At 59.1% G+C, this 24321-nt stretch carries 27 protein-coding genes; 14 read left to right on the forward strand and 13 right to left on the reverse strand.

The annotated features are described in order from the left end of the window. The 4 genes from ACIQT8_RS03440 to ACIQT8_RS03455 form a co-directional block, all read right to left on the reverse strand. Positions 1-393, reverse strand: coding sequence for a GFA family protein (locus ACIQT8_RS03440; RefSeq protein ID WP_400963467.1), 393 nt, complete (start codon positions 391-393; stop codon positions 1-3). Positions 394-460: 67 nt separating this feature from the next. Further along, positions 461-1135 carry an HD family hydrolase gene (locus tag ACIQT8_RS03445; protein WP_400963470.1) on the reverse strand — a complete coding sequence of 225 codons (675 nt, stop codon included), beginning with the start codon at positions 1133-1135 and terminating at the stop codon, positions 461-463. 75 nt (positions 1136-1210) lie between these two features. Then, positions 1211-1900 (reverse strand): Type 1 glutamine amidotransferase-like domain-containing protein, encoded by a 690-nt coding sequence (locus ACIQT8_RS03450; RefSeq protein WP_400963473.1) that lies wholly within the window; start codon positions 1898-1900, stop codon positions 1211-1213. A gap of 65 nt (positions 1901-1965) precedes the next feature. After that, positions 1966-2271, reverse strand: coding sequence for a hypothetical protein (locus ACIQT8_RS03455; protein WP_138792327.1), 306 nt, complete (start codon positions 2269-2271; stop codon positions 1966-1968). Positions 2272-2446: 175 nt separating this feature from the next. Between ACIQT8_RS03455 and ACIQT8_RS03460 the strand changes: the two genes are divergently transcribed. Together ACIQT8_RS03460 and ACIQT8_RS03465 are read left to right on the forward strand one after the other, a co-directional pair. Further along, entirely contained in the window at positions 2447-2977 is a 531-nt protein-coding gene (locus ACIQT8_RS03460; RefSeq protein WP_400963476.1) for an AAA family ATPase, read from the forward strand. A gap of 83 nt (positions 2978-3060) precedes the next feature. Further along, complete coding sequence (locus ACIQT8_RS03465; RefSeq protein ID WP_400964369.1) at positions 3061-3588, forward strand: GNAT family N-acetyltransferase; 528 nt, start codon at positions 3061-3063, stop codon at positions 3586-3588. Positions 3589-3777: 189 nt separating this feature from the next. Here ACIQT8_RS03465 and ACIQT8_RS03470 read toward each other — a convergent pair whose 3' ends face one another. Both ACIQT8_RS03470 and ACIQT8_RS03475 read right to left on the reverse strand, forming a co-directional pair. Continuing rightward, positions 3778-4509, reverse strand: a complete 732-nt coding sequence (locus ACIQT8_RS03470) for an SDR family NAD(P)-dependent oxidoreductase (RefSeq protein ID WP_400963479.1) — start codon at positions 4507-4509, stop codon at positions 3778-3780. Between the two features lie 79 nt (positions 4510-4588). Next, positions 4589-5170: a TetR/AcrR family transcriptional regulator gene (locus tag ACIQT8_RS03475; protein WP_400963482.1), complete on the reverse strand. Its 582-nt coding sequence runs from the start codon at positions 5168-5170 to the stop codon at positions 4589-4591. A gap of 176 nt (positions 5171-5346) precedes the next feature. Here ACIQT8_RS03475 and ACIQT8_RS03480 point away from each other — a divergent pair, with 176 nt between their 5' ends. Next, positions 5347-5679 carry a hypothetical protein gene (locus tag ACIQT8_RS03480; RefSeq protein WP_400963485.1) on the forward strand — a complete coding sequence of 111 codons (333 nt, stop codon included), beginning with the start codon at positions 5347-5349 and terminating at the stop codon, positions 5677-5679. A gap of 69 nt (positions 5680-5748) precedes the next feature. On the opposite strand, the gene ACIQT8_RS03485 is transcribed toward ACIQT8_RS03480, so the two are convergent. Further along, entirely contained in the window at positions 5749-6180 is a 432-nt protein-coding gene (locus ACIQT8_RS03485; protein ID WP_400963487.1) for a hypothetical protein, read from the reverse strand. A 150-nt stretch (positions 6181-6330) separates the two neighbouring features. Then, the gene (locus tag ACIQT8_RS03490; protein ID WP_400963489.1) at positions 6331-7197 is read right to left on the reverse strand and encodes an aldo/keto reductase family oxidoreductase; all 867 of its coding nucleotides are present in this window, start codon (positions 7195-7197) and stop codon (positions 6331-6333) included. Positions 7198-7327: 130 nt separating this feature from the next. Between ACIQT8_RS03490 and ACIQT8_RS03495 the strand changes: the two genes are divergently transcribed. The 3 genes from ACIQT8_RS03495 (at position 7328) to ACIQT8_RS03505 (ending at position 11113) form a co-directional block, all read left to right on the forward strand. Further along, positions 7328-8221 (forward strand): LysR substrate-binding domain-containing protein, encoded by an 894-nt coding sequence (locus ACIQT8_RS03495; RefSeq protein WP_400964371.1) that lies wholly within the window; start codon positions 7328-7330, stop codon positions 8219-8221. A gap of 505 nt (positions 8222-8726) precedes the next feature. Beyond that, positions 8727-10727: a GAF domain-containing protein gene (locus ACIQT8_RS03500; protein WP_400963491.1), complete on the forward strand. Its 2001-nt coding sequence runs from the start codon at positions 8727-8729 to the stop codon at positions 10725-10727. 5 nt (positions 10728-10732) lie between these two features. Next, positions 10733-11113: a response regulator gene (locus ACIQT8_RS03505; protein ID WP_400963494.1), complete on the forward strand. Its 381-nt coding sequence runs from the start codon at positions 10733-10735 to the stop codon at positions 11111-11113. A gap of 126 nt (positions 11114-11239) precedes the next feature. On the opposite strand, the gene ACIQT8_RS03510 is transcribed toward ACIQT8_RS03505, so the two are convergent. Continuing rightward, the gene (locus ACIQT8_RS03510; protein WP_400963497.1) at positions 11240-12136 is read right to left on the reverse strand and encodes a LysR family transcriptional regulator; all 897 of its coding nucleotides are present in this window, start codon (positions 12134-12136) and stop codon (positions 11240-11242) included. A 135-nt stretch (positions 12137-12271) separates the two neighbouring features. Here ACIQT8_RS03510 and ACIQT8_RS03515 point away from each other — a divergent pair, with 135 nt between their 5' ends. Beyond that, the gene (locus tag ACIQT8_RS03515; RefSeq protein ID WP_400963500.1) at positions 12272-13246 is read left to right on the forward strand and encodes an MBL fold metallo-hydrolase; all 975 of its coding nucleotides are present in this window, start codon (positions 12272-12274) and stop codon (positions 13244-13246) included. A gap of 53 nt (positions 13247-13299) precedes the next feature. After that, positions 13300-13866, forward strand: a complete 567-nt coding sequence (locus ACIQT8_RS03520; RefSeq protein WP_400963503.1) for a pyridoxamine 5'-phosphate oxidase family protein — start codon at positions 13300-13302, stop codon at positions 13864-13866. Here the strand turns inward: ACIQT8_RS03520 and ACIQT8_RS03525 are convergent, their stop codons facing one another. After that, positions 13867-14325, reverse strand: a complete 459-nt coding sequence (locus ACIQT8_RS03525) for an Lrp/AsnC family transcriptional regulator (RefSeq protein ID WP_400963506.1) — start codon at positions 14323-14325, stop codon at positions 13867-13869. A 126-nt stretch (positions 14326-14451) separates the two neighbouring features. Here ACIQT8_RS03525 and ACIQT8_RS03530 point away from each other — a divergent pair, with 126 nt between their 5' ends. Further along, positions 14452-15735, forward strand: a complete 1284-nt coding sequence (locus ACIQT8_RS03530) for a cystathionine gamma-synthase family protein (protein WP_400963509.1) — start codon at positions 14452-14454, stop codon at positions 15733-15735. A 360-nt stretch (positions 15736-16095) separates the two neighbouring features. On the opposite strand, the gene ACIQT8_RS03535 is transcribed toward ACIQT8_RS03530, so the two are convergent. Further along, complete coding sequence (locus ACIQT8_RS03535; RefSeq protein WP_400963512.1) at positions 16096-17028, reverse strand: NADP-dependent oxidoreductase; 933 nt, start codon at positions 17026-17028, stop codon at positions 16096-16098. 31 nt (positions 17029-17059) lie between these two features. Between ACIQT8_RS03535 and ACIQT8_RS03540 the strand changes: the two genes are divergently transcribed. The 3 genes from ACIQT8_RS03540 to bchE all read left to right on the forward strand — a co-directional run bounded on the left by ACIQT8_RS03540 (position 17060) and on the right by bchE (position 20448). Next, the gene (locus ACIQT8_RS03540) at positions 17060-17863 is read left to right on the forward strand and encodes an AraC family transcriptional regulator (RefSeq protein WP_400963515.1); all 804 of its coding nucleotides are present in this window, start codon (positions 17060-17062) and stop codon (positions 17861-17863) included. A 107-nt stretch (positions 17864-17970) separates the two neighbouring features. Then, positions 17971-18780: a hypothetical protein gene (locus tag ACIQT8_RS03545; RefSeq protein WP_400963518.1), complete on the forward strand. Its 810-nt coding sequence runs from the start codon at positions 17971-17973 to the stop codon at positions 18778-18780. Between the two features lie 129 nt (positions 18781-18909). Beyond that, on the forward strand, positions 18910-20448 hold the full coding sequence (bchE, locus tag ACIQT8_RS03550) for a magnesium-protoporphyrin IX monomethyl ester anaerobic oxidative cyclase (protein WP_400963521.1): 1539 nt from the start codon (positions 18910-18912) through the stop codon (positions 20446-20448). Positions 20449-20484: 36 nt separating this feature from the next. Here the strand turns inward: bchE and ACIQT8_RS03555 are convergent, their stop codons facing one another. Both ACIQT8_RS03555 and ACIQT8_RS03560 read right to left on the reverse strand, forming a co-directional pair. Further along, positions 20485-21351: a protein-L-isoaspartate O-methyltransferase gene (locus ACIQT8_RS03555; protein WP_400963524.1), complete on the reverse strand. Its 867-nt coding sequence runs from the start codon at positions 21349-21351 to the stop codon at positions 20485-20487. Positions 21352-21588: 237 nt separating this feature from the next. Beyond that, complete coding sequence (locus ACIQT8_RS03560; RefSeq protein ID WP_400963527.1) at positions 21589-22767, reverse strand: GGDEF domain-containing protein; 1179 nt, start codon at positions 22765-22767, stop codon at positions 21589-21591. 334 nt (positions 22768-23101) lie between these two features. On the opposite strand from ACIQT8_RS03560, the gene ACIQT8_RS03565 reads away from it, so the two are divergent. Together ACIQT8_RS03565 and ACIQT8_RS03570 are read left to right on the forward strand one after the other, a co-directional pair. Continuing rightward, entirely contained in the window at positions 23102-23632 is a 531-nt protein-coding gene (locus tag ACIQT8_RS03565; RefSeq protein WP_400963530.1) for a hypothetical protein, read from the forward strand. Positions 23633-23865: 233 nt separating this feature from the next. Further along, positions 23866-24288, forward strand: coding sequence for a hypothetical protein (locus ACIQT8_RS03570; protein ID WP_400963533.1), 423 nt, complete (start codon positions 23866-23868; stop codon positions 24286-24288). Positions 24289-24321 lie beyond the last annotated feature (33 nt).

The raw sequence follows: 24321 nt of genomic DNA on the forward strand, positions 1-24321 counted from the left end.
TCAGTTGAAACCGTCATATTGCGGCAGGTCGTCGGTAATTTCGTACCAGGGCGCTTTCGACCCAACAAAAATGTGGTGGGTGGGGCGAATGGAGGGCGCGTCCACCAGCGTGCCCATCGTCACATGCACCCAGGCGGCTTCGCGGACGAGGGAATAGAGCAGAGAACCGCAGATACCGCAGTGGGCATCGTGATTGTCCGGCTGGCCATAGATCATCAGATCGGCGTTGCCTTTGGTCACAACAAGCTTTTCGCGCTGAATGCCGGCAAAGGCCTTGAAAGCCGAGCCCGTCGCACGGCGACAGCCCGAACAGTGGCACATCGCGGCATAGACGAATGCATCCTCGACCGCATATTCCACTGCGCCGCAAAAACACCCGCCGGACAAACGCATCCTTCAGCCTCCATGCTTCGTTCAGGCAGTCTTGCGTGCAAATCCCGAAAACACCAGGGTTTGATGACTATTCCTGCGGAGTAACCGGCGCGGCCTCAGCCAGAAATTCCCGGCGCACACCCTCGTCGATCAGGCTTTGCGCCGCCGTCCACAGGCGGCTGGAGCCACCGGCGATGACGGCCTTGCGTTCCATCACCATATCCCTTGTCACACCGGCGGAATGCCAGGTGCCGCCGCTGGTGAAGAAGTTGTGCAGCAAAGGCTGCAGCCGGTCCATCGCTCTGGCAAAGCGCGCCTCGGGTGTCTTTCTCGCCTCGAACTCGTCCCAGAGCGCGCGAAACTCCGCTGCCTGATCTTCCGGCAGCAGGCCGAACAGCCGGTCGGCGGCGGCTATTTCGCGCGCTTCCTGATCCGTCACGGCCTTGGCGTCGTAAATGAAGGTATCGCCGGCATCGATCTCGACGATGTCGTGGATGAGGATCATCTTCACCACGCGGGCAAGATCGACCGGTTCGTCGGCATATTCAGCCAGCAGAACGGCCATCAGCGCCAGTTCCCAGGTGTGTTCGGCATCGTTTTCCCGGCGGGAGGCATCGAGCAGCGGCGTCATGCGCAGCACGGTTTTCAGCTTTTCGACCTCGAGAATGAAGCGGATCTGCTTTGCCATCCGGCCATCGGCAAACAGGGTCTCCAGATCGATATCATCTGGCGACAGCGGCTTGAGCTTGGTCTCGAACGTCATGGTTCACCTTCATCATGGGAAAGACAGATACGGCAGGCAGCGCTCCGCTGACATAATCGTCTTGCCGCTTCGCGTCTACGCACTGATGGCGCTTAACGGCATGGTGCGGGCAGGGCGCGTTTCGCCCTTCTCGATCCACAGGGGTTGGCCGATGCATTCCAGCAGGCCATTGCTCACCACCAGCCCGTCGCCATCCCGGCACGCCAGAATGGGTCTTGGCGTGAAGCGGCTGTAACGGATCAGATCGGCCAGAAATGTCGGGCGCTCATCAAGGTGCGGAAAGAACTCGAAGGGCACGAGATCGAGTGCCGTTTCCTCCATCGCTTCTTCCGGTGCGGTGTCCGTAAACAGCGCGTCGGTGGCAATTGTCGGCGTCAGCAGAATGGCGCCCGCACTTGTGCCAACCAGCACACCGCCGTCGACAGCCCATTGTCTGAGGCGTGGCATCAGCCTGCTGCGTTTCAGGCGGGCGAGAAAATCCGCCGTATGGCCGCCGGTCAGGTGGATTGCGTCACATCCAAACAGTGCCGCCTCAGCGTCTGCACCATGAGTCTCATCCAGATCGTGGAAGATGCAGAGATCGAGCCCGTATTGCGCGTAATAGTCGACGCGCTCGAGGAAAAACCGCCTGTCCGGCTCCGGCCCGGATGCAATATAGGCGATGCGCCGTCCGGGGCCCTTTTCGGCCATCACCGCCAGCAGCCTTTCGTCGATTGCCCGGTTTTCAGGGATGATCTGATCGCAATAGAAGGCAAGATTGAGCACGGCGGCCTCTCCGCAAAATGACCTCGGACGCATTGTGATGCGGCGCTCTGCGCTCAAGGACCGGGTTAGATGCCCGATCCGTCCAGCTCCTGCGCATCCTCACCCTCCCAGGGGGACGGCAATGTCATCTGTTCCAGATTGGCCGAGGGCATCGGCATCCAACACTTCAGCTCCGGATCGGCATATTCGATGATCCGGCCCGGTGCGGAATCGGAGGAACGCCAGGCTTCGGCACCATATCTGTCGCCATTCGACCAGTAGGCGAGATCGACCGTTCCCGGCCCCTGTTCGGAGGGGCGAATGGTCACCAGAATGCGGCTGCCATCTTTCGGTGCGCTCCGCATGTGTCGCCAGCGGTCTAGTTCTGCCATCTGTTCCTCCCATCCTGTGACTGGCCGGAGTGTCGCCTCAGGAATGAGAACGGTCAACGCCAGTTTTGCGAGAAATGCGTTGAAAGCGGCGTCATAAAGCTGAAGCATGTTCGGCCGACAGTCATGGCAAAGATCCTGGCTGGAGAACAGAACCGCTGTTTTGAGACGAGGCGATATGGGTATCCGCAACTACCTCATCGAAGGCGTATCGGGCGCGGGAAAAACCTCCGTCGCCACGGAGCTGCAGCGGCGCGGTTACCATGTCGTGCATGGCGACCGGGAACTGGCCTACAAGGGCGATCCCGCCACGGGAGAGCCTATCGATCTTTCGGCCCTGGAGCACAATCGCGCCGACTTCGCCTTCACCCATCGCCACCACCTGTGGGATGTCGCCAAGGTAACATCGCTGATTGCCGACAAGAGCCGTTACGTGTCGTTCTTTTGCGGCGGCTCCAGAAACTTCGATCACTTCATCGACCTGTTCGATGGCGTGTTCGTCCTCAGTCTCGATGCCGAAACCCTGATACAGCGGCTGGCCGTGCGCCCGGACGACGAGTTTGGCGGCAGGCCGGACGAGCGGACATTCGTGCTGCAACTGCTGGCCAGCAAGGAAGACATTCCCCGCAACGCCATCGATATCGATGCGACAGTGCCGCTGGCTGCCGTCGTGGATGACATTCTGTCGAAATGCCGGATATCCCATTAGGCGGGAGGCGGCTGCATCGCGCATTGATCGCCTGAAATTTCACCACTAACCTTGCGGCGGGATTTTGCGACATGCCAATGAGGGTGGACATGGCCGATACAAATGCCCTGGGGCAGATCGACATCACATCGATTACCGCCGACCATATCGAGGGATATCACCACGCGCTCGATACGGTTGCAAGGGAACGGAAATATCTGACGATGTTCGAGGCGTTTCCTCTGCCGCAGACGCGCGACTTCGTTCTCGGAATGATCGAGCAACGCAATCCGCATATGGTTGCGGTGGCGGCAGACCGCGTGGTCGGCTGGTGCGATATCTCGCGGCATTTCTTTCCCTCGCACGCCCATCGCGGAAGCCTTGGCATGGGCATCATTCCCGAATTTCGCGGGAAGGGGATCGGGCATCGGCTGATGATCGCGGCTCTGGACAAGGCGCGCGAAGAAGGTTTTCTTCGTGTCGAGCTCTCCGTCCGCTCCGATAATACCAACGCCATCGCGCTTTATGAAAAGGTCGGCTTCGTGAAGGAGGGGCTGCTCAAACGCAGTGTCTGCGTGGACGGGCAATTCAGCGATACCATCTGCATGGCCATTCTGCTGGATGAGGCGTGACAGGCAAAACTCAAAAAAAACCCTCCGACGGGAGGGTCTCAAGGGGTGCCGAAACCCGCAAAGTTGCGGGCAGGATGGACAAAGAGGGGGAGGCTTGTCCGGCTAATCAATGCGCATCGCGACATTCGGTTCCGGCGCCTGCCGATTTTTTTTGACAGGCGCTAGGGATTGCCGCGTGCCGGTGGCCGATCAGAGCGTCAGGCCGCCATCGATGGTCAGGCTTGAACCGGTCATATAGGACGAGGCGGGGCTGGCGAGATAGGCCACAACGCCGGCAATCTCGGCAGGGTCGGCGATGCGTTTCAGAGGGCTTTTCTCCGACAGCATAGCCACCAGATCGGAGGTCATATCCGTGTTGGTCGGGCCGGGCTGGATGTTGTTGACGGTGATGCGGCGTGGCGCAAGATCGAGCGCGATACCCTTCACCATTGCCGCAACCGCCGTTTTGGTGAACTGGTAGACGCTGGAACCGCGATGACCGGTGCTGATTGCCACATTGGAGCCGATGGTGATGATGCGCCCTCCATCCCTGATATGCGGTACGGCCGCCTGAATGGACAGGAACACACCCCGGACATTGATATCCAGCATCTGATCCAGCTCCTCAAGGCTGACGTCTTCAACCGTGTTGAGGCGCAGAATTCCGGCATTGACGACAACGGCGTCCAGCGGCCCGAAAAGATCGACCGTCTTTGCCACGGCGGCGCGGATGGCCGAGGGATCGCCGCTGTCGGCCTCAATGGCAGCGGCGCGACCACCGGCAGCCTGCAGTTTCGCCACGAGTTCATTGGCGCTGTCAGGCCGCGAGACATAGGTGAAGGCGGTGTCGAAACCATCCTTCACCAGTCTTTCTACTGCCGCAGCGCCAATGCCGCGTGCGCCGCCAAAAACGAGGGCCGTCCTGCGTTCACCTGTCGTCATGATCGTCTCCTTTATTGACTGATCGATCCATAATTGAGCATATAAAAACCTCCCGTCGCGGGAGGCCAGTTTCAGTGTCTCAGGGTGTCAGGCGTTGCGCGGCAAAGCGCGCCATGGCCTTGAGATCGGCGGCTGCGGCACCACTGCGCGCCGCAAGCTGCAGCCCCGTCATCGTCATCTGCACGAATGCGGATGCCTCGGCGGGATCAAGGGCTGGGTCTATGTCTCCCGACGCCTGACCCTGCCGGATACGCTCGGCAATGCGCGTGTTGAGCACCTGGCTGGATTTGCCACGCCGCTCATTCAGTTCCGCATCGGTAATGCCGAACTCGCCGAGCGAGCCGACGCCCATGCAGCCCAGCACCCGCTCGTTTTCATCTTCCGCGATCAGCCCGGTCAGCAGGTTTTCGATGCCCTGCAGAGGCGAGGCGGCATCGCTCAACCTTTTCAGGTGACCCGATACCGTGCGCCGCTGATAGGTATCCAGCGCCTCCAGATAAAGCGTACGCTTGTCGCCAAAGGCACTATACAGGCTCTGCCTGCCGATCCCCATCGCGCCCAGCAGATCATCGGTCGATGTCGCAGCAAATCCCTTTGCCCAAAACACCCGCAAGGCACTGTCCAGTGCCGCATCACGATCAAATTCTCTCGGTCTAGCCATGCTGACTGGATATCCATTATTGATAGATCGGTCAATAACTATTTTGGACCGCGTTTGAGGGCAGTGGTAAATTCTCATCCGGTATAACTCCACCAGCCCACCGCCCAAAACCGACACATTTTCTTCTAAGGTGAAGCCAAGTCAGAACAGCACGCACGTCTATGGGAGATCTTCGCATGAGTAATTCCTGCCCCGTCCTCACGCCCGCCGAAAGGCACATCAACGACCTCATCGAACGGGCCACCGAAGGCATGATGGCTGGGGTTCTGAAGGCACTGGAAGATGCGACGACGCAGGTATCGGAAGGGTGGAAAAGTGAGGAAGCAACGCAACCCCCGCCACCCCAGGACTATTTCGCCGCCGTCCTTCACCAGCGCATGTTCCTGCATCTGTGCGGCGCGGATGCCGAAACCATGAAAGGCGGCGACGCCATTCTGGCCGGCCACCTCATCCGCAACCAGCAGGGCATTGTGGAGCATTATGCGTGGGGAACGAAAGAAGTCGATTAGCCGCGTGATGCGGCGAAAAGGAGGGGGACGGCGGGCTCCCGTAGAAATTCACGCCGCAGCCAAGTCACTCTAATCACGCCCTTGCAGGCTGACTGCGCGCGAGGCAGAACCCGTCGCCAGCTTGAATATATGCCCTGCAACGGCGCCGCCCACGGTTGCCGAGATACAAAAATTATAGGGGCCATCTCTCCAGAGACCGGGCATGAAATACCCCATGATCAGGATTGAGCATAACCCCAAGACCGCACCTGCCAGCATGAAAGTCCAACGACCATGAAGGCTGTACCTGTTGATGATGAAAAGCGACAATACGGCGAAAGGCAGAACCAACGGTAACGAAATCGGGTAGATGATTGGCAGCATCATCAACGCCATCAACGGTGATCTCAACACCGCATCCGGAAACCAAGCTCCAACCCCGAAAACCAGCAGCGTTACGTAGGTTCCCGCAAGGTGAGCGAGCAATATGTTCCTCAAAGTGCGGAGCGTTGGTGCGAGCATGCCGATTCCATCTGAACAGAATTCCTGACGTCGGCATTGCTTATCAGCCTCCTCGCCACTGAGGAACGGACCGCGACACAACCGGGGCATATTATCCGGACAGCACGGAAGAGGCGCGAGCCATCACCCGCACTGCCCGGTTTGTGTTTCTCACGCCGCCATGCTTTCCAGTTGCGAAAGTGCATCGTCCGGCAGTTCAACGCTCTCGGCCGCGATGTTCTCTCTGAGGTGGGTGCGTGATGAGGTGCCGGGGATGAGCAGGATGTTGGGTGAACGTTTCAGCAGCCAGGCGAGGGCCACCTGCATGGGTGTTGCGCCGAGGCGGGTTGCGACATCTGACAGGGTCGAGGACTGGAGCGGCGAAAAGCCTCCGAGCGGGAAGAACGGCACGTAGGCGATGCCGTCTGTGGCAAGCTTGTCTATCAGGGCGTCATCGCCACGGTGGGCGAGATTGTACTGGTTCTGCACGCAGGCGATGTCGGTGATCGCCTTGCCGTCGTCGATCTGCTTTGCCGTGACGTTCGAGAGGCCGATATGCCGGATCAGGCCCTGCCGTTTCAGCTCTGCCAGCACTTCCAGCGGCTCATCGAGCGAGCCTTCCGCCGGACCGTGCACATCGAACATGGCGCGCAGGTTGACGACATCGAGAACATCGAGGCCGAGATTGCGGAGATTGTCATGCACGGCCTGCGTCAGTTCCTGCCGCGAAAAGGCCGGGTTCCAGGAAGCATCCGTGCCGCGCAGGGCGCCAACCTTCGTGACGATCACGAGGTCGTCGCGGTAGGGATGAAGCGCTTCGCGGATGATCTGGTTGGTGACATGCGGGCCGTAGAAATCGCTGGTGTCGATGTGATTGACGCCGCTTTCGACAGCTTCGCGCAGAACGGCAATTGCCTCCGCACGGTCGCGGGGAGGGCCGAATACGCCCTTTCCGGCAAGCTGCATGGCGCCGTAACCAAGGCGGTTTACAGCGCGGTCGCCGAGAATGAATGTGCCGGATTTTCCAATGGTCGTCATGGCTTTGTCTCCTGTTTCGACCATCAAGGTAAGCGCCTGACATTAACGTCACAATCCGGTAAGATCCGGACATGCTGTCCGCGTGAACGGACAATAGGCAACAGTTAAGGCGGAGAGTTGAATGCGCGAAATGGCCGATGTCGAGGCTTTCCTGCTGGTGGCGCGTGCCAGGGGTTTTCGCGAGGCATCGCGCATCAGCGGCACGAGTTCGTCGTCCCTGAGCGATGCTGTCAAGCGTCTGGAGGCCGAGCTTGGGGTGCGGCTTCTCAACCGCACGACGCGCAGTGTTCTGCCAACCGAGGCCGGGCGGGGGCTGATGGAACGTCTGGGGCCTGCCTTTTCCGAAATCGCCTCTGCGCTCGATCAGGCGACAAGCCACCGGGACCGCCCGGCCGGCGCGTTGAAGCTCAATGTTCCGGCAAGTGCCGCCCGGCTGGTGTTGCCGCGCATCGTGCCGGCATTCCTGGCAGCCTATCCGGATATCCGGCTGGAAATCGTCACAGATGAAAGCTTCGTCGATATCATCGAAGGCGGTTACGACGCCGGCATCCGTTATGACGAGCGGCTTGAGCAGGACATGATTGCCGTGCCGATCGGCCCGCGCGAACAGCGCTTCGCGCTTGCCGCGTCACCCGCTTATCTCGCCGCGCATGGAACACCGAAAACCCCGCGCGATCTCCTGTCGCACAATTGCATTCGCGGTCGCTTTTCGGGCCGCGCCATTCCCGGCTGGGAGTTCGAACGGGACGGGGAGGTACTGACGATAGAGCCCTCCGGCAGCCTCGTCGTCCAGGCAGGCGGCGCCACCGATCTTGGCATAGACGCGGCGATTTCCGGCCTCGGGCTCATGTATCTCTTCGAAGACTGGCTGCAGCCGCATTTCCAGAGCAAAGCGCTTGTGCCGGTTATGGAAGACTGGTGGCTGAGTTTCTCCGGCCCCTTCCTCTATTACCCCGGCCGCCGCCTCGTACCGTCGCCGCTCCGTGCGTTCATCGATTTCATCAAGGCGATGCCACGTGTCTGAGGAGCGCTGCCTGACATGCCTTTTTCATGATCCCGTAGCCCCCGGTCTGGGTGCGGTATGGGCAGCTGAGGTGATTGCGGCATAATGCCGCCAGAAGGGCTTTTAACGAAAAAGACGCTGCCGAAGCGGCTGTTTTGAGGTAGATTCTACGATAGACAACATCAGTAACAGTCTGAAAGTATTCAAAATGGAATGGGTAGATTGGTTCCCGATAGTCTTCTTTCCTTTGAAGATTCTCGTCCTGGGAACGGGCATGTTCTTCTCCATCAAATGGCACCACGACCAGGCGAAAAAGAAGTAACGAAACCGGCGGACCACAAGCGCCCGCCGAACACATCGATTTCGCCAAGGCAATGTCTTGCGGTTGAACGTGTATCACAGGCGCAATGCCACGATTGAGCGCCAACCGCATCGATTGCAAAATCACGCGTTTTGATTATTCAATTGAGCGCTCGAAAGTTGAGAGGACATATCGGGCGCTTCGTTCCCTCGTTTGAGACCGCCCGTGACATCAGCCGATAATTTTTCCGACATCGACCTGGACCTTGATCGTCGCATCGAGCTTCTCGAAGCCTACGACATTCTGAACACGGCGCCCGAACCCGAATTCGAAGACATCGTTCTGATTGCATCCGAGGTCTGCCAGACACCTGTCTCGCTGGTCAGCCTCGTTGAGAAAGACAGGCAGTGGTTCAAGGCACGTTTGGGTTTTGAGCCAAGCGAGACACCGATTGAGCAATCTGTCTGCGCACACGCTCTAAAAAGTCCGGACCTGCTGATCATTCCCGATCTGACCCTTGATCCTCGCACCCTAGACAACACGCTGGTCACCGATACGCCGCATATCCGGTTTTACGCCGGTGCGCCATTGATCGGGCCAGATCATATCGCCATTGGCACGCTCTGTGTCATTGATACCGTTCCACGTCCCGAAGGACTGAGCATCTCTCAGCAGAATGTCCTGAAGGCACTCGCACGACAGGTGATTGCACACCTCGAAGCGCGTCGCATCTCTCACCGCAAAGGCGAGCTGTTTCTGCGGCAGAAAGGGATGGCAGCCAGTATGCGAGCGGAGGCAAGAAGGTACATTGCAGCACAGGAAGCAGGTGGCGTCGGCACGTTCGAAATAGACATCGCGACTGGAACGGTCTCCACATCACCAGAGTTTTGCCGCATCTTCGATGTCGCGATCGCGAACTCATATCCAACATCGACATTTGAAGCCTTGGTCGTCGATCAAGGCATTCAATCCACAGATGCAACGCGTAAAGATGCCTCTGCGGAAATGGACGTCGAGTACCGTATCAGAACATCGAAGGGTGTCCGCTGGATCAGTCGCCAGGCAACAATTGATCGCGATGATAGCTTCCGCCCCGTGACGATGCGCGGCACGGTTCAGGACATTACGCAGCAAAAACGATCAGCATTGCGGGTTCAGGCCCTTCTGGACCTCGGGGATTGTCTCCGCGACCTTGAAACAGTCGAAGACATGACGACCTCAGCTGCCAACCTGATGGGCAGCGCGCTCGATGCGGTGCGAGCCGGTTTCGGTGTTGTCAATAACGCCACTGAATCCATCGTCATCCACCCGGATTGGCACGGGCCGGGATTTGCGAGCGTCGCGGGCTCCCATTACTTCAGGGATTACGGGTCGATCATTGACGACATCAAACGGGGCGAAACGATTGTCATTTCGGACGTCGCCACAGATCCCCGTCTTGCCGACCGCGCGGAGCGGCTGTTGAGCCTTGGGGCAAGGGCCATCGCGCTCGTGCCGATCCTCGATCACGGGCGCTTCACGCTCATGGCCTTCGTTCACTATGACGAGCCCCGAGATTGGACAGAGGAAGAGCTGACTTACGTTCGCAGTTTCGGAGACCGCGTACAGAGTGCCATCGCAATGCTCCGGGCCGAGGCGGATCAGAGGCTGATGACCCGCGAAATGGGTCATCGTCTCAAGAATTCTTTCGCCATGGTCCAGGCAATCGCCACCCAGACATTGCGCCCTGTCACCGAGCGGGAACATGTTTCCAATTTTGAAAAGCGGCTTCTTGCTCTCAGCAAAGCGCACGACATTCTGCTCAGCGATCAGGGTGAGGCACCTTTCCGGGCGGTCGTGGAAAGCCTTGGCGAGACCCTCGGTCTGTCATCGAGGATGGAAATTGACGGACCGCCAATCCCGCTTGGCGCGAGGGGTGCCCTGTCACTTGGACTTGTTCTGCATGAACTCGGAACGAATGCCTTGAAGTACGGCGCCTTCTCCCAGCCGAACGGAATTGTCAGGGCAAGCTGGGTGGTGGACACATCGGGATCGGAACCTGTGGTGCGCTTCTCCTGGGTGGAAAGCGGAGGGCCGCCACCCGTGCCACCGACACGGCGCGGCTTCGGCTCGAAACTCATTCAGATGGGTTTGATCGGAACAGGCGGCGTCAAAGTGAGTTATGAACCTACGGGCTTCTCGGCAGAGATGTTCGCGTCGCTCCAGCAACTGCAACAGGCGAACTGAATTCAATGGGACAGTCAACGCCAATCAACAAACCGGTTGTTCTCGTTGTCGAGGACGAACCGCTTCAGCGGATCATGGCGGTTGAACTCGTCGAGGAATGCGGGTTTGAGGTCGTTCAGGCCTGGGGCGCGGACGAAGCAATCCGCATTCTGGAAAGCCGTGACGATATCCGCATCGTGTTCACCGACGTGGACATGCCCGGCAGTCTGGACGGGTTGATGCTTGCCGCCGCGATCCGCGATCGCTGGCCGCCCATTCAGATCATCATCACATCCGGCTGTCTCGACCTGAAAGACACCACGCTGCCGCCGCAAAGCGTGTTCTTCAGCAAGCCTTATCAACACGACAAAGTCGTTGCCGAACTCTTCCGCATGGCTGAGGCCTGACCTCCCAGACAGATGCACGTTCAACTGCAGGCAACATTGATTGCCTTACATCCACGTTAAACGAAAATTTGCACCCTCTGCATCGCGGTAAACTCGTCCCGACCGAGAGGTGCCCGACGACGGACACTACCCCGCCATCCGTGCTCGCAAACGGGGTGTGATCCAGTCGAGAAAACGTCTCACCTTCAGTGGCTGGAGGTCGGTGGGGGCGTAAATGATGTTGATGGGCAGGGGGTCTGGCGCGTAGTCTGCCAGTACTTCCTGCAACTCTCCGGTGCTCAGCTGGTCGGCGATCTGGTAGGAGAGAACGCGGATGATGCCGATGCCGGAAACGGCGGCCTGGATGGCGGCTTCGGTGGTGTTGACGGCGAGTTTGGGGCGGGGCTCGACGGTGAATGCCGAGACGTCGCGGCGAAATCGTACCTCCGGCGCGCTGGCAAAGCCCTGAAAACTGATGCCGTCATGCTGGGCAAGGTCCTCGGGTTTCAGCGGAATGCCGCGTCGGGCCAGGTAATCGGGGCTGGCGCAGACCACGCGGCGCACGGTGCCGACACGGGTTGCGATCAGTGCGCTGTCGGCCAGATGGCCGATGCGCAGCGCCACATCCACGTGCTCATCCGCAAGGCTGATCTGCCGGTCTGCCAGTGTCAGCCGCAGGTTGATTTCCGGTTGTTCCTTCAGAAATTCCAGCGCGATTGGCAGCACATGGCGCTCGCCGAAGGTGACGGGGGCTGTCATGTGCAGCCCGCCGCGCAGCGCGCCATAATCGCCGCTTGCCTGACGCTCCACCGCGTCCAGTTCCTCCAGAATACGCCGTGATGCGGCAACGTAGCTGCGTCCTTCATCCGTCAGGGTCAGGCCACGGCGGGTGCGCAGCACCAGGCGCACGCCGAGGTGTTTTTCAAGATCGGCGACCTTGCGGCTGACCGTGGCAAGCGGTGCGTGCAGGCGCCGCGCCCCCGCTGAAAGACTGCCCGCATCCACCACCGCCAGCAGCACCGACATCGCATCAAACCGGTCCATTTCATCCTTCCAGAAAATGAGAGGAAACTTCCTGAAATGGCAGGATACCCCATCGTTTATGGATATCATAGCTTCATGTCGTCGAGGGGACGCAAACGGCTCCTCCCATTGTTCAAAGATCAGGAGAAAGACGCCATGCCCCAACTTTCACGCCGTGCCTTCGCCAGCGCTCTTCCTCTTGGCCTTCTTGGCGGAGGGCTGATCGGCAGCGCATTGCCAGGCCTCGTTGCAGCGCAGGAACCCGCAAAGGCGCTGGCCAGCGTCACGCCGCTGGCGCAGATCCGTATCGGTCGCTTTACGGTGACAGCGCTGACCGACGGTTATGCCGACATGCCCTACAACTTCTTTCCCGGCCGCAGTCCGGCCGATGTGGAGCAGGCAGCCGTCGCCCAGTCTACCGCCCGGCCAAGCGGCGTGCGGTTCCTGTTCAACCAGTATCTGATCGATGATGGCCAACGCCGCATCCTGATCGATGCCGGTGCGGCAGGCTCGATCGGCGAGACCGGCAAGTTGCCGCAGGCGCTTGCCACGCTTGGCCTGAAGCTCGACCAGATCGACGCCGTAATCGTCACGCATATGCACCAGGACCACATGGGCGGTCTGATTGCCGGCGGCAAGAACAACTATCCGAAGGCCGAGCTTTATATCGATCGCCGCGACGTCAAGCACTGGACCGACCCGGCCAAGCGCGCCGGTGCACCGGATTACCTGCAGACCAGCTTCCAGATGGCGGATGAGGTGGTGCGCCTTTACCCCAGGCTGCAGGCGATTGACGGCGAACGTGAAATCGTCCCCGGCGTGTCGATCGTCGACCTGACCGGCCATACGCCCGGCCATATCGGCGTGCGGGTGGAAGACGGGGGCAAGAGCATGATCATGGTGTCGGACATGATTTTCCCGGTGGTGCATCCCGCTGCCACGGATGTGTTCTTCCTGTTCGAGCAGGATCGTGACGCCGCCAAAACGATGCGCGACCGATTTTTCCCGCGTGCTGCCGCAGAAGGCGCACTGATTGCTGCCACGCACATGCCGTTCCCGGGGCTCGGCCGCATCGTTTCCGACCGTGGGCAGACCCGCTGGGAAGTGGCAGACTGGGCCTTGCAGGATTGAGGACGGCTTCGGCCGCCCGCAGACACGAACTGGCCAGGAAAGGATGAAACGGAATGAGCAGATATCTCAATATCGCCACAACACCTTCCGTGGCGGCCGCACAGGAACATTACGGCAGCGCGGAGCAATGGGCGCGGATCGGCGCACGCGATGGCGCGGAAACGGGTGAAAGCCAGCGGCTTGGCCCGGCGGAAGCCGCCTTTATCCGGGGCAGGGATGGTTTTTACCTCGCCAGCGTTTCGGAAACCGGCTGGCCCTACGTGCAGTATCGCGGTGGGCCGGCCGGTTTTCTTACCGCGGTTGATCCGACGCTGCTCGGTTTTGCGGATTTTCGCGGAAACCGGCAATACATCACCACCGGCAATGTCACCGCCAATGACCGCGTCTCGCTGTTTTTGATGGATTATGCCCACCGGCGGCGCCTGAAAATCTTCGGCCACATGCGGGTTATCGATGCGGACGAAGATCCTGATCTGGCAGAGCGGCTGACGATGCCGGATTACCCGGCCAGGGTGGAGCGTCTGGCGCTCATCACGGTGGAAGCGTTTGACTGGAACTGCCCGCAGCACATCACGCCGCGTTTCACGCTGGCCGAGCTGGAGCAGTATGCATCACGCTAGTCAGATGCGGCGGGCCTTGATGGTGTTCATCACGAAGCTGGTCTCGATGGTATCGACACATTTCAGCTTGGCGATCTTTTCCTTGATGAAACGCTCGTAATCCTCCAGCCCGCCGCACATGACTTTCAGCATGTAATCGCGCGAACCGGTGACGAGGTGGCATTCCAGCACCTCATCCCAATCCAGAACCGCCGTCTCAAACATGCGGATTTCATCGTCATGCTGGCGGCTGAGGCGAATGGAGGCGAGTGCCGTCATGGTCCAGCCTTCGGTGGCCGGATCGATGATGGCGCAATAACCCTTGATCACCCCCAGATCCTCCAGCCGGCGCAGCCGCCGCAGGCAGGCCGATGCCGAGAGGCCGACGCGTTCAGCCAGTTCATTGTTGGTGATGCGTGCGTCGGCAGACAGTTCTTTCAATATGCGTCTGTCGATCGCATCGGCAATTTTCTGCGACATTATAGGCCGTTCCCCGCAATTTATTGCGCCATCAGACAGAGCAGCGCTGCAGAATGCAAGGTATTTCGGCCCGATTGGGTGTAACCTTGTCTCAGTTCAACGCCTGTTTGAGGAGACACACCGGACATGACCGCGCCGCATCCGTCTAAAACCCATATCGGCAACCACGCGCTTCACCCTGAAACGCAGATGCTCAATTACGGTTACGATCCGGAATTGTCAGAAGGCGCTGTAAAGCCGCCGGTGTTCCTGACATCGACCTTCGTGTTCCAGACGGCGGAAGACGGCCGCGATTTCTTCGATTACGTTTCCGGCCGCAAGGAGCCGCCGGCGGGCAAGGGCGCTGGCCTCGTCTATTCGCGCTTCAACCATCCCAACAGCGAGATCGTCGAGGATCGTCTGTCGGTTTATGAGCGCACCGAAAGCTGCGCGCTGTTCTCCTCCGGCATGTCAGCCATTTCAACGACGCTGTTTGCCTTCGTGCGGCCGGGTGACACCGTGCTTCACTCGCAACCGCTTTATGGCGGCACGGAAACGCTGCTGGCAAAGACCTTCCACAATTTCGGCGTTTCGGCCGTGGGCTTTGCCGATGGTGTCAGCGAGGCCTCGGTCACAGCCGCCGCAGAGGCTGCGATGCAAAAGGGCAGGGTATCCGTTATTCTCATCGAAACCCCCGCCAACCCGACAAACAGCGTTGTCGATATTCCCATGGTGCGCCGAATTGCCGACATGATCGGCGAGAAGCAGGGGCACCGGCCGATCATAGCCTGCGACAACACGCTTCTGGGCCCGGTGTTCCAGCGGCCGATCGAGCACGGCGCCGATATCTCTCTCTATTCGCTGACAAAATATGTCGGCGGCCATTCCGACCTCATTGCCGGGGCAGCACTTGGCCGCAAGGACGTGATGAAACAGGTTAAGGCGCTGCGCGGCGCCATCGGCACGCAGCTTGATCCGCACTCCTGCTGGATGCTCGGCCGCTCGCTGGAAACGCTGCAGATCCGCATGGAGCGCGCCGACAGCAACGCCAGACTGGTGGCCGAATTTCTGCAGGCTCACCCCAAGGTCGACAAGATCCACTACCTGCCGTTCAGCGATCCGGCCTCACCAGAGGGCAAGGTCTTTGCGGCGCAAAGCACGGGGGCGGGATCAACCTTCTCGTTCGATATCGTCGGCGGGCAGGCGGCCTCCTTCAAGTTCCTCAACGCGCTGAAAATCTTCAAGCTCGCCGTCAGCCTCGGCGGCACGGAATCACTCGCCTCACACCCGGCAACCATGACCCACTCCGGCGTGCCGGCCGATGTGCGCCAACGCATCGGTGTGCTGGAATCCACCATCCGCCTCTCCATCGGCATCGAACATCCTGGCGATCTCATCGCCGATCTGACGCTTGCGCTGGATGAGGCGTGAGGGCAGGCGGGCTTACCGGTTGCTGAAAGGACGGTGGCTTCAGGCCGTACACTCACAAGAGCGGAGCCACAGCCGCATTGAGGCGAGCCGGACCATGAAGTCGTTCAGATCATATCGGCTCATGCGGATGCTGAATCAGTTCCAGCCGGAATGCGCGAGCTGGTGCTGGGAGGACGGGAGAAATCCTTCTGCTCTTTTCAGAGCCCCAGCTGATCCCCTCGCCAAGTCTTGCCTCCCGGCTTGGCTAAGAGCACCCGCACCATAATCGCGAAAGCAGCCCACGCGCAAGCCTATGGGTTCACAACCTGGTCTCAATGCCTGAGATGACCGTCGCCGGTCAGCAGATCAGGTATTTTCCTTTTAATCCGAAACGGACAGCACGATCTTGCCACGCGCACGGCCGCTTTCGGACAGCACAAGCGCCTGCCTGACCTCGGCAAGCGGCAGGACCTTATCGACATGCGGCGTTACCTTGCCTGCTTCGACCAACTCCGTGATCGAGGTGAGGGTTTGCGCGCTTGGCACGGTGAAGGAGCGTTTGACGCTGACGCCGAAGCGTTCGGCTTCGCTGCCATCGGGAAAGGCAACAACGGTCACCATGAAGCCGCCTTTGCGCAGGGTTTTGAATGCCCGCCCGAAGGTCTCGCCACCCATCGTATCAAACACGACGTCCATGTCGCTGATGACCTCTTCGAAAGGCTGGCTGGTATAGTCGACGAAGACGTCTGCGCCGAGGCTGCGAACGAAATCTTCGTTACGCGCCGAGCCGACCGCCGTGACAAGGGCGCCCCGTGCCTTGGCAAATTGCACCGCCAGCGAGCCGACGCCGCCGGAACTGTTGGTGATGAGCAGGCGCTGCCCGGCTTTCAGGTCGGCCACATCGAACAGGGCCTGCCATGCCGTCGTGCCGGCCAGCGGCAGTGCTGCGGCCTCAACCGGACCGAGCCCGACCGGCACGCGGACCAGGTTACCCGCCTTTACAACAGCGTAGTGCGCGAAGGCGCCGGTGTGAACCATTCCGAAAACCGTCTCTCCCTCGGAAAAGCCATCCACGCCGCTTCCTATTTTCTCGATCGTGCCGACCAGCTCGCCGCCGAGATGGATCGGGAGGGTCATCCCCATGCGCTGGCCCGCACCACTGCGGATTTTCCAGTCCACCGGATTGACGCCTGCGGCGAGAACCTTGACCAGAACCTCGTCCGCCTGTGGCTCCGGCCTGTTAACCTCGGTGAACTCCACGACATCGTTTGAGCCATATTCGGCGATGACCACCGCCTGCATCTTCATTCCCATCAGCGCTCTTCCTTGATCATCCATTGGCAAGATGGTAACAGAGAATTTCTTCGATGTGACGCCAACCTGCATCGCGGAAAGGCCAATCGTTTTGCCGCTACCTTTCACCATTCACCGCATGACCAAACGCCGTGGAGAGGCCTTGCCGCTTCATTCCCATGATGAGGCGCAACTGACGTTTGCGGCCTCCGGCATGGTGCAGGTTCATACGGATGATGGGGTGTGGCTGGTGCCTCCGCAGCTTGCAGCGTGGATACCCGCAGGCGTTTCACACCGGCTGGATATCATGACGGATGCGGAACTGTGGATGGTGCATTGGCAGCAATCCGCCATCCGGGAGTGGGTTCCCTCAGCCTTTCCGCAACGGGCATTCGCTTCGCGGGTTACGCCATTGCTGCGTTCTCTGCTCGATGCCGCCGTGGCCGCCGATCCTCAATCAGAAAAGGCAGCCCTCATCGTCAGGCTGATGCTACACGAACTGACCGCCATGCAGGATGCACCGACATTCCTTCCCTTGCCGAAAAGCCCGACGGGCAGGCGCGTGGCGGAGCTTGCCCTTGCCGACCACGCCAACCTGATGGACCTCGGCGAACTCGCATCTCGCGCTGCCACATCGGTCCGCACCGCAAGCCGGCTCTTTCCCGCAGAAACCGGCATGACACTGAAAGCATGGCGCCAGCGGGCCCGGATCGCCTGGACCATGCGGCGGCTCGCCGAGGGAGAACCCATCGCACGCGTGGCAGACCAGGCCGGCTTCGCCAGCACCGCCGCCTTCTCCCACGCCTTCCGGCAGGTGACCGCACTGACTCCGACGGCATTTTTGCAGGACGCCTGAGCGGCGATTGTTTCGTGCTTTGACCGGGTGAGGATGACAGTCGTGTTATCCGGACGCGACCGCACTTGTTCTATTGCGACCGTTGGCGCCTTTGATAGGATCGCCAGATGAGCAGTCTGGACCTCACAGCTTTATCAGCCGCCAGAGACCGATTGATTTCGGTCGCTTTCGATCACTTCAGCGTTGATCCCGACGTGATCGGTCTGTTCATTTCCGGCTCACTCGCGGCGGGAAGCGCTGATTCCTACTCAGATATCGATCTTCGGGTTGTTGTGAATGCCGAGCGCCATAACTGGTTCGTTCAGCATCGGCGGGACTTTCCGCAACAATGGCCCGGCTTTTTGTTCAACGAATGGATGCCTGGGACGCATCACTGCGTTTCACATTTCCGCCCGTTCAACAAGATCGACATATTCTACCTCAATGCTGCGAAGCTTACCCCATCCCCTTGGTATCGGCTTCCGATGATTATTCTCCACGATCCCGAAAGGATCGTCGCTGACCTGGCCAATCGCTCCAGAGATCTGACGTTCACAGTCACGGCAGACGAAATCGACGTCTCCATCAGCAAGGGGCTTGCAGCCGCCCACGAGACATACAGACGGGCCAAGCGCGGAGAACTCTTCTATTCTCAAACGCTTCTGGACGAATTGCGCCAACATGTTATGCAATCTGATGATTGGCTGCATGACCGGACCGCAGAGACGACAGTTGTTGCCAAGTTTGACCGTCGATCCAGTCCGGACGTGCGGCAAGCCCTCGCGGTTTCCTACTGTGAACTCGATGCGGACATGATCTTACAAGCACTCAGCCGTCTATTGGCCCTCTATCGTGTGCAAATCATGCATCTGCACGAGCAATTTAGGCTGGATCGCTCTATCGAAAACGATCTGGCTGCGTTGGATGTTTGCGAGTGACTGCTTCTGCGCTTTTCGGTCAGCCAATATTGGCCTTCGATCCATTAGAACAAGTATTATTCTGAGTTAAACGGATTTTCATAAGGTGTGCTCTAAGTCTCCTTAAACATTGTTACAGGGGCCGCACGCTTGAAAATCTGTATCGTCAATCCGCCACATACGGCGATCGGAAGCCGCGTGCCGGATGATCACCTGCCGCCTCTGGGGCTTCTTGCCATCGGCGGTCCATTGATCGATGCCGGCCATGATGTGTCGCTGATCGATGCGGAATTCGGGCCGATGTCGATTGCAGCCATCCTTTCGGACATCATGGCCGCAGCACCCCAGGCGGTGCTGATCGGTCATTCCGGCTCAACCTCGGCCCATCCGACGGCGCTCGCAATCGCGCAGGCCATCAAGGCTGCCGACGATCAGATATTGCTTATCTATGGCGGCGTGTTTCCAACCTATCACTGGCAGGACGTGCTTTCCGAGACCGATGCATTTGACGTGATCGTGCGCGGCGAGGGGGAGTTGACCGCGACTGTGCTGATCGATGCTCTCGAAACCGGAAGGCCACTTGCCACGGTCAACGGCATTGCCTTTCGTGACGACGACGGCCGGGCCAGGGCAACAGCGCCTGCGCAGGCGATTGCCGATCTCGACAGCTTTCGTGTGGGCTGGGAACTGATCGATCATGATCGCTACAGCTATTGGGGCGGCAAGAAGGCCGTGGTCATGCAGTTTTCCCGTGGCTGTCCGCATTTGTGCAATTACTGCGGTCAACGTGGTTTCTGGACCCGCTGGCGGCATCGCGATCCCGTGCTGTTTGCGCGCGAAATCGCCAGACTTCACCGCGAGCATGGCGTTGAACTGATCAACCTGGCTGACGAAAACCCGACCTCCTCGAAGAAGGCGTGGAAGGCATTTCTCGATGCGATGATCGCCGAGAACGTGCCTGTGCTGATCGTCGGCTCCACCCGCGCCGACGATATCGTTCGCGATGCGGACATTCTGCATCTTTATCGCCGGGCGGGCGTGATCCGCTGGCTGATCGGCATGGAAAACACCGACGAGGCGACCTTGGCGCTGATCCGCAAGGGTGGTGGCACTGCGACCGACCGGCATGCCATCCAGCTTTTGCGCCAGCACGGCATCCTTTCCATGGCCACATGGGTGGTGGGTTTCGAAGAGGACCGGTTGAAGGATATGTGGCGCGGTTTTCGCCAACTACTGTCCTACGATCCCGACCAGATCCAGGCGCTTTACGTGACACCGCACCGGTGGACGCCGTTTTTCCGCATAGCCAAGGATCGGCGGGTCATTCAGGCAGACGTGCGCAAGTGGGACTACAAACATCAGGTTCTGGCGATGGCACATTTCCGGCCCTGGATGCTGTTCTTCTGCGTGAAGGCAATCGAACTGGCGATCCAGGCGCGACCGAAGGCGGTGGGGCGCTTGCTGTTTCACCCCGACCGGGAGCAACGGCATTCCATGCGCTGGTATACGCAGATGGGCCGGCGCGTGTGGCTGCGCGAGATCTTTCAGTTCCTGTTCCGCGACCGGTTTCTGGTGGATCGACCGACGCTCGAAACCTTCTGGGGAGGCCCGCAGGACGCCGAGGAGGAATCGATGGCACTGCCGGCGCGGCGACCGAAGCAGCCGAAGCATGAAAGACAGGCTGTTTAGCGTCTTAGACGGTTCTCTGCCGTCCCGGATTTCTCCTCAAGCATAGGCCAGGCACCAGCCGGGAGCGCGGAGCCAGCATTGTGCTTCCGGCAGATCATCCGTTCGATAAAGCCGTGTGACCCTTCTGTGTTCTCCGCTTTCGAATGCCGCCGCGAGCGCTTTTTCGGAGTGTTCGTCGCGCATGCCTTCGCAGGGGAAGATGGCGACGGGTGAAATCCATTGTGCCTGGAATTCGTCGCCCCTGCGCGTTATCAGAAACACCGCGCCGCGAAGATGCATGTTGCTCCAGTTGCTGTTGGCGAAGCCAAGATCGGTCGTGAGCGGCAGGATCAGCCTTCCACCGTCTTTCAGGCGGTCCAGCCAGATCGTTGCGGGCCGTGTTGCGCCAGCGTTCACATAGATCACATCGGCGGGATCGAACGCCGCGGCGCTGCCGTCTCCGTGAACCACCGAGGTGTTTTGATATGGGGCGAGATTGGCGGTGGCGCGGGCAGCAAGTTCCGGCTCGAACTCGATCGCCGTCACCGTGCCGGACGCGCCGACGAGGTTCGCAATAATTGCCGAATAATATCCCGCACCGGCGCCAACATGCACGACATGCTCACCGGCCTTGAGAGCAGCTTGCGAAAGCAGGAAGGCATGGAGCGACGGCTGCCCGTTGTTGATGCGGCGCTCGGGCAGGATACCGACAACGTCATCGGTATAGAGGTATACGGGGTTGGCGGTCGGGGTTTGCACATAGGCCTTGCGCATACGAAAGATCGGCCACGGCCCGGGACCAAGAAAATCTTCTCGCGGCACCTCGGCAAAGGCTTTCTCGACACGGGCATCGACAACCCTTACAGCCGCCGCAATCTGCATGGCATAGGCCCGCCGCACGATCTTCAATTCGTCTGGTGTCATCAGCAAACCAACCCGATCGATGTCTTCAAGGTGGCAGAATAGGCAGTTTTGCGATGCCGGCAATGCCTGCTTTCGGCCCGAAGCGGCCGTTCTCGAGGCATTGTCGCTTTGCGCAGGCGCAGGTGTGCACCATGTCATAGAAGAAGGAAGACGGGTGAAGCAGAAGATGAGTGGCGGCCCGTAGCGGACGTTAATGGAGAAGGTCGGGCCGCATTGTCCGCCTCAGTCGCAGTCAGCTTATGAGACGGTGCGAGCAGAACCTGTCGATACAGCGTGGAGATGGCTTGCAACCTCGATCCGGTTACGGCCCGCGCGCTTGGCGATATAGAGCGCCTTGTCCGCCGCGCTCAGCATCGCGTCGAAATCCATTGGAACGGAGCGCCCCAAGGCAACCCCGGCGCTGACCGTGCATGTGAGGGTTTCGCCTTCCAGGTGAATCCTGTGATCCGCGAAGGCTTTGCGAATGCCCTCCGCCACCATTTCGGCGCGATTGGGCATGACTTCTTTCAAAATCAGAGCGAATTCCTCGCCGCCGAGGCGCGCAGCGGTATCACCGGCTCCACAGTTGGCCGCAAGTTCGGCAGCAAAAATTTTCAGCACGCGGTCGCCAGCGGCGTGCCCAAACGTGTCGTTGATGGATTTGAAATGATCGAGGTCGAAGACCAGGACTGCCGTTTCCGGTCCGATCATACGCTGACCGCAGCGCTCGAACAGCGCCCGGCGATTCAGGAGACCGGTTAGCGGATCAGTGATGGCGTCCAGACGGTGCCGCGCCGCGAGCCGCCATTGGTGAAGCGCCAGTGAAAGGGCGCCGATGCCGGTCATCCCGGCGATGCAGATGGCGATACTGAGATCCTCGGCCCAATTGCTTGGCGCGACGCCCAGTACGGCCTTTCCATCGGCAACGAGAACGGCGGCGCAAAGAACAAAGGAAATCCCCGTCAGGCAATAGAGGACGGAAATTCCGATGAGGGGGACCAGCGCTTCTTCGCGTGCGCGCCAATATTGCCAGGCCGTCGCGAAGAGCATTGTGGCGATCGCCGAATTCTGGGCGATAAATGCGATCCCGTCGTAACCAATCACGAGCGGCGGAATAGAGACAAGCATCGCCGCGATGGCACAGGCAATAACGGGTCTTAGTGGCAATCTGTTGCGGCGAAACTGGCAGCCTGCTCCCCAGATGATCGCGAAGCCCGCGTGAAGAAGAATGAACGACATCACGCAGAACGCAACGACAGGATCGTCCACATAAAGGCCGTAGGTAATGATGCCGCTGACGATGAGCACGAGCCCGAGCGTACAGCTCAATAGAAAGGTCTCGGAGCGGCGCGCGAACCAGCTACCGAGCAGGGTCACACCAAGACACGTGGCCGAGACGGCAAGCGCAATCAAAAGTGAGTTGTAATCAAGCATCATGCCCAAAAACCATAGCCGCTATCGCTTTTCCTGTCGGGGAGGAGCCTATGAGGTTTCCGTGACGAATCTCTTACTCACGTTGCTAAAAACTCGCCCTTTGGTTGGTAGCTGGCGGTTTATTGAATTCCATTCGACCTCAACCTTGGGGCGTAGCTCCTCAGGGGCGGCTATCATGCCTTCCATCGGGCATCGACAGTTTCCGGATGTTGGGCAACCTCCGCTATCGGTCGTGAGTGAACTCCAGTAATGGAGGTCAGGTCCGACAAAGCGATACATCCTTTATTTGTTTTGCATCGAAGGTACCTTTTAAATTAATCCATTTGGGAAGAAACTCATGCGCTTTTTAATCGCTTTGGTAGTTGCTATCGCATCCAGCAATGGTGTCGTCGTTGCATGTCCTCTCGATGACGTGCTGAAACTTTGTGTGGCGACTGGCGCAAGCATAAACGCCCTGGCAAAAGGTGCAGAGCAGGGCGATTGGACAGTGAAAGTCCTTTCCTCTCCCCCAGATCCAACTTCTCGCCCTGTACTCGGCAGTGGCCTTTATACAATGCCGAGTGGACTGGAATTCTTCATCAGCTATCGAGACTACAAAGATTTCTTCTCCTCGCACTGTGAGCTTAGTTTCGTTATGGCCCTAGCGAAGGGTGAAGATCGTGTGATCTGTACGAGCGACGAGTTTAAGGCTTTCGAGACTGCTCTCTCCCAAACCTCCGTCGATGGGGTCACTAAAGTGACCTCCAATTCTGGCACCGCATTTCTGTTGGAGCGACCAAATATGTGGGTGACGGTAGTACTCGCGATCTCCATGGGAGAGCAGAAGCCACTCAATGTGTGGGTTGAAACCTCTAAGCTGAAGAAGTGATAGAATTGACGAAGTCTGGCGTCAGCTCGCACGCAATTCTGTCATAACAGTGGGCACCCAAAACCGCCATATCGCGCCCCAAAGCGTTGTTTTCGCTCCACGTCAGCTTCCTCTGCAGGCTGATCTTCAACACAAATCAATTGAAGCTTATTGCTCGACGCCCTACACGCTGCTTACGCAAGTTCTTGCTGAGTGCGAGCGGCCCTTATCCGGGGAGCTGGTATCGAGTATGCATGGAAGCTGACAAAGGAACGCAGATGTCGATTACTGTACATAAAACAATTCCCGCTGCGCGTATGCGCCAGTTCCATCAGATGGTTGAGCGGTGGCTCGAGGAGGGCCCGATCAAGCTCGCGACCAATGCCACGATAAGCGCAATGGACAATGCCGGAATCCCGAAGGATGAGCAGGCCGCGATCATCGAGGACCGGGATATCATCATGAAACACAATATGCGCCTCGGCGTCATCAGCGAGGTATTCGCACCGGCCATCGAGAAAACGGTGAATTTGTCCCGGTCGGGAAGTGAAGCTCAGGATGAGATCGCCCGGTTGATTGTCACCGCGATTGGCATCCGCCAACCCGATGACAGTGAAGTGGTCACATTCACCTTCACCACTCAAAGTGAGGCCGACGCTTTCGATACATACATCTGAAAGCGTCGCCATGAGCGGTCTTCGGTCTGAGCG

Origin of the sequence: Agrobacterium sp. NPDC090273 (assembly GCF_044772305.1) — a bacterium.
Lineage (GTDB): Bacteria > Pseudomonadota > Alphaproteobacteria > Rhizobiales > Rhizobiaceae > Agrobacterium.

Excerpts from the sequence above, each read along its gene's own strand:
- ACIQT8_RS03520 (WP_400963503.1), top strand. The coding sequence starts at position 13,300 with ATGAGCAGATATCTCAATATCGCCACAACACCTTCCGTGGCGGCCGCA.
- ACIQT8_RS03490 (WP_400963489.1), bottom strand. The coding sequence starts at position 7,197 with ATGACGACCATTGGAAAATCCGGCACATTCATTCTCGGCGACCGCGCT.
- ACIQT8_RS03475 (WP_400963482.1), bottom strand. The coding sequence starts at position 5,170 with ATGGCTAGACCGAGAGAATTTGATCGTGATGCGGCACTGGACAGTGCC.
- ACIQT8_RS03555 (WP_400963524.1), bottom strand. The coding sequence starts at position 21,351 with ATGACACCAGACGAATTGAAGATCGTGCGGCGGGCCTATGCCATGCAG.
- ACIQT8_RS03515 (WP_400963500.1), top strand. The coding sequence starts at position 12,272 with ATGCCCCAACTTTCACGCCGTGCCTTCGCCAGCGCTCTTCCTCTTGGC.
- ACIQT8_RS03530 (WP_400963509.1), top strand. The coding sequence starts at position 14,452 with ATGACCGCGCCGCATCCGTCTAAAACCCATATCGGCAACCACGCGCTT.
- ACIQT8_RS03565 (WP_400963530.1), top strand. The coding sequence starts at position 23,102 with ATGCGCTTTTTAATCGCTTTGGTAGTTGCTATCGCATCCAGCAATGGT.
- ACIQT8_RS03445 (WP_400963470.1), bottom strand. The coding sequence starts at position 1,135 with ATGACGTTCGAGACCAAGCTCAAGCCGCTGTCGCCAGATGATATCGAT.
- ACIQT8_RS03460 (WP_400963476.1), top strand. The coding sequence starts at position 2,447 with ATGGGTATCCGCAACTACCTCATCGAAGGCGTATCGGGCGCGGGAAAA.
- ACIQT8_RS03540 (WP_400963515.1), top strand. The coding sequence starts at position 17,060 with ATGGTAACAGAGAATTTCTTCGATGTGACGCCAACCTGCATCGCGGAA.
- ACIQT8_RS03545 (WP_400963518.1), top strand. The coding sequence starts at position 17,971 with ATGAGCAGTCTGGACCTCACAGCTTTATCAGCCGCCAGAGACCGATTG.
- ACIQT8_RS03510 (WP_400963497.1), bottom strand. The coding sequence starts at position 12,136 with ATGGACCGGTTTGATGCGATGTCGGTGCTGCTGGCGGTGGTGGATGCG.
- ACIQT8_RS03535 (WP_400963512.1), bottom strand. The coding sequence starts at position 17,028 with ATGGGAATGAAGATGCAGGCGGTGGTCATCGCCGAATATGGCTCAAAC.
- ACIQT8_RS03570 (WP_400963533.1), top strand. The coding sequence starts at position 23,866 with ATGGAAGCTGACAAAGGAACGCAGATGTCGATTACTGTACATAAAACA.
- ACIQT8_RS03560 (WP_400963527.1), bottom strand. The coding sequence starts at position 22,767 with ATGATGCTTGATTACAACTCACTTTTGATTGCGCTTGCCGTCTCGGCC.
- ACIQT8_RS03470 (WP_400963479.1), bottom strand. The coding sequence starts at position 4,509 with ATGACGACAGGTGAACGCAGGACGGCCCTCGTTTTTGGCGGCGCACGC.
- ACIQT8_RS03495 (WP_400964371.1), top strand. The coding sequence starts at position 7,328 with ATGGCCGATGTCGAGGCTTTCCTGCTGGTGGCGCGTGCCAGGGGTTTT.
- ACIQT8_RS03525 (WP_400963506.1), bottom strand. The coding sequence starts at position 14,325 with ATGTCGCAGAAAATTGCCGATGCGATCGACAGACGCATATTGAAAGAA.
- ACIQT8_RS03440 (WP_400963467.1), bottom strand. The coding sequence starts at position 393 with ATGCGTTTGTCCGGCGGGTGTTTTTGCGGCGCAGTGGAATATGCGGTC.
- ACIQT8_RS03485 (WP_400963487.1), bottom strand. The coding sequence starts at position 6,180 with ATGCTCGCACCAACGCTCCGCACTTTGAGGAACATATTGCTCGCTCAC.
- ACIQT8_RS03480 (WP_400963485.1), top strand. The coding sequence starts at position 5,347 with ATGAGTAATTCCTGCCCCGTCCTCACGCCCGCCGAAAGGCACATCAAC.
- ACIQT8_RS03455 (WP_138792327.1), bottom strand. The coding sequence starts at position 2,271 with ATGGCAGAACTAGACCGCTGGCGACACATGCGGAGCGCACCGAAAGAT.
- ACIQT8_RS03505 (WP_400963494.1), top strand. The coding sequence starts at position 10,733 with ATGGGACAGTCAACGCCAATCAACAAACCGGTTGTTCTCGTTGTCGAG.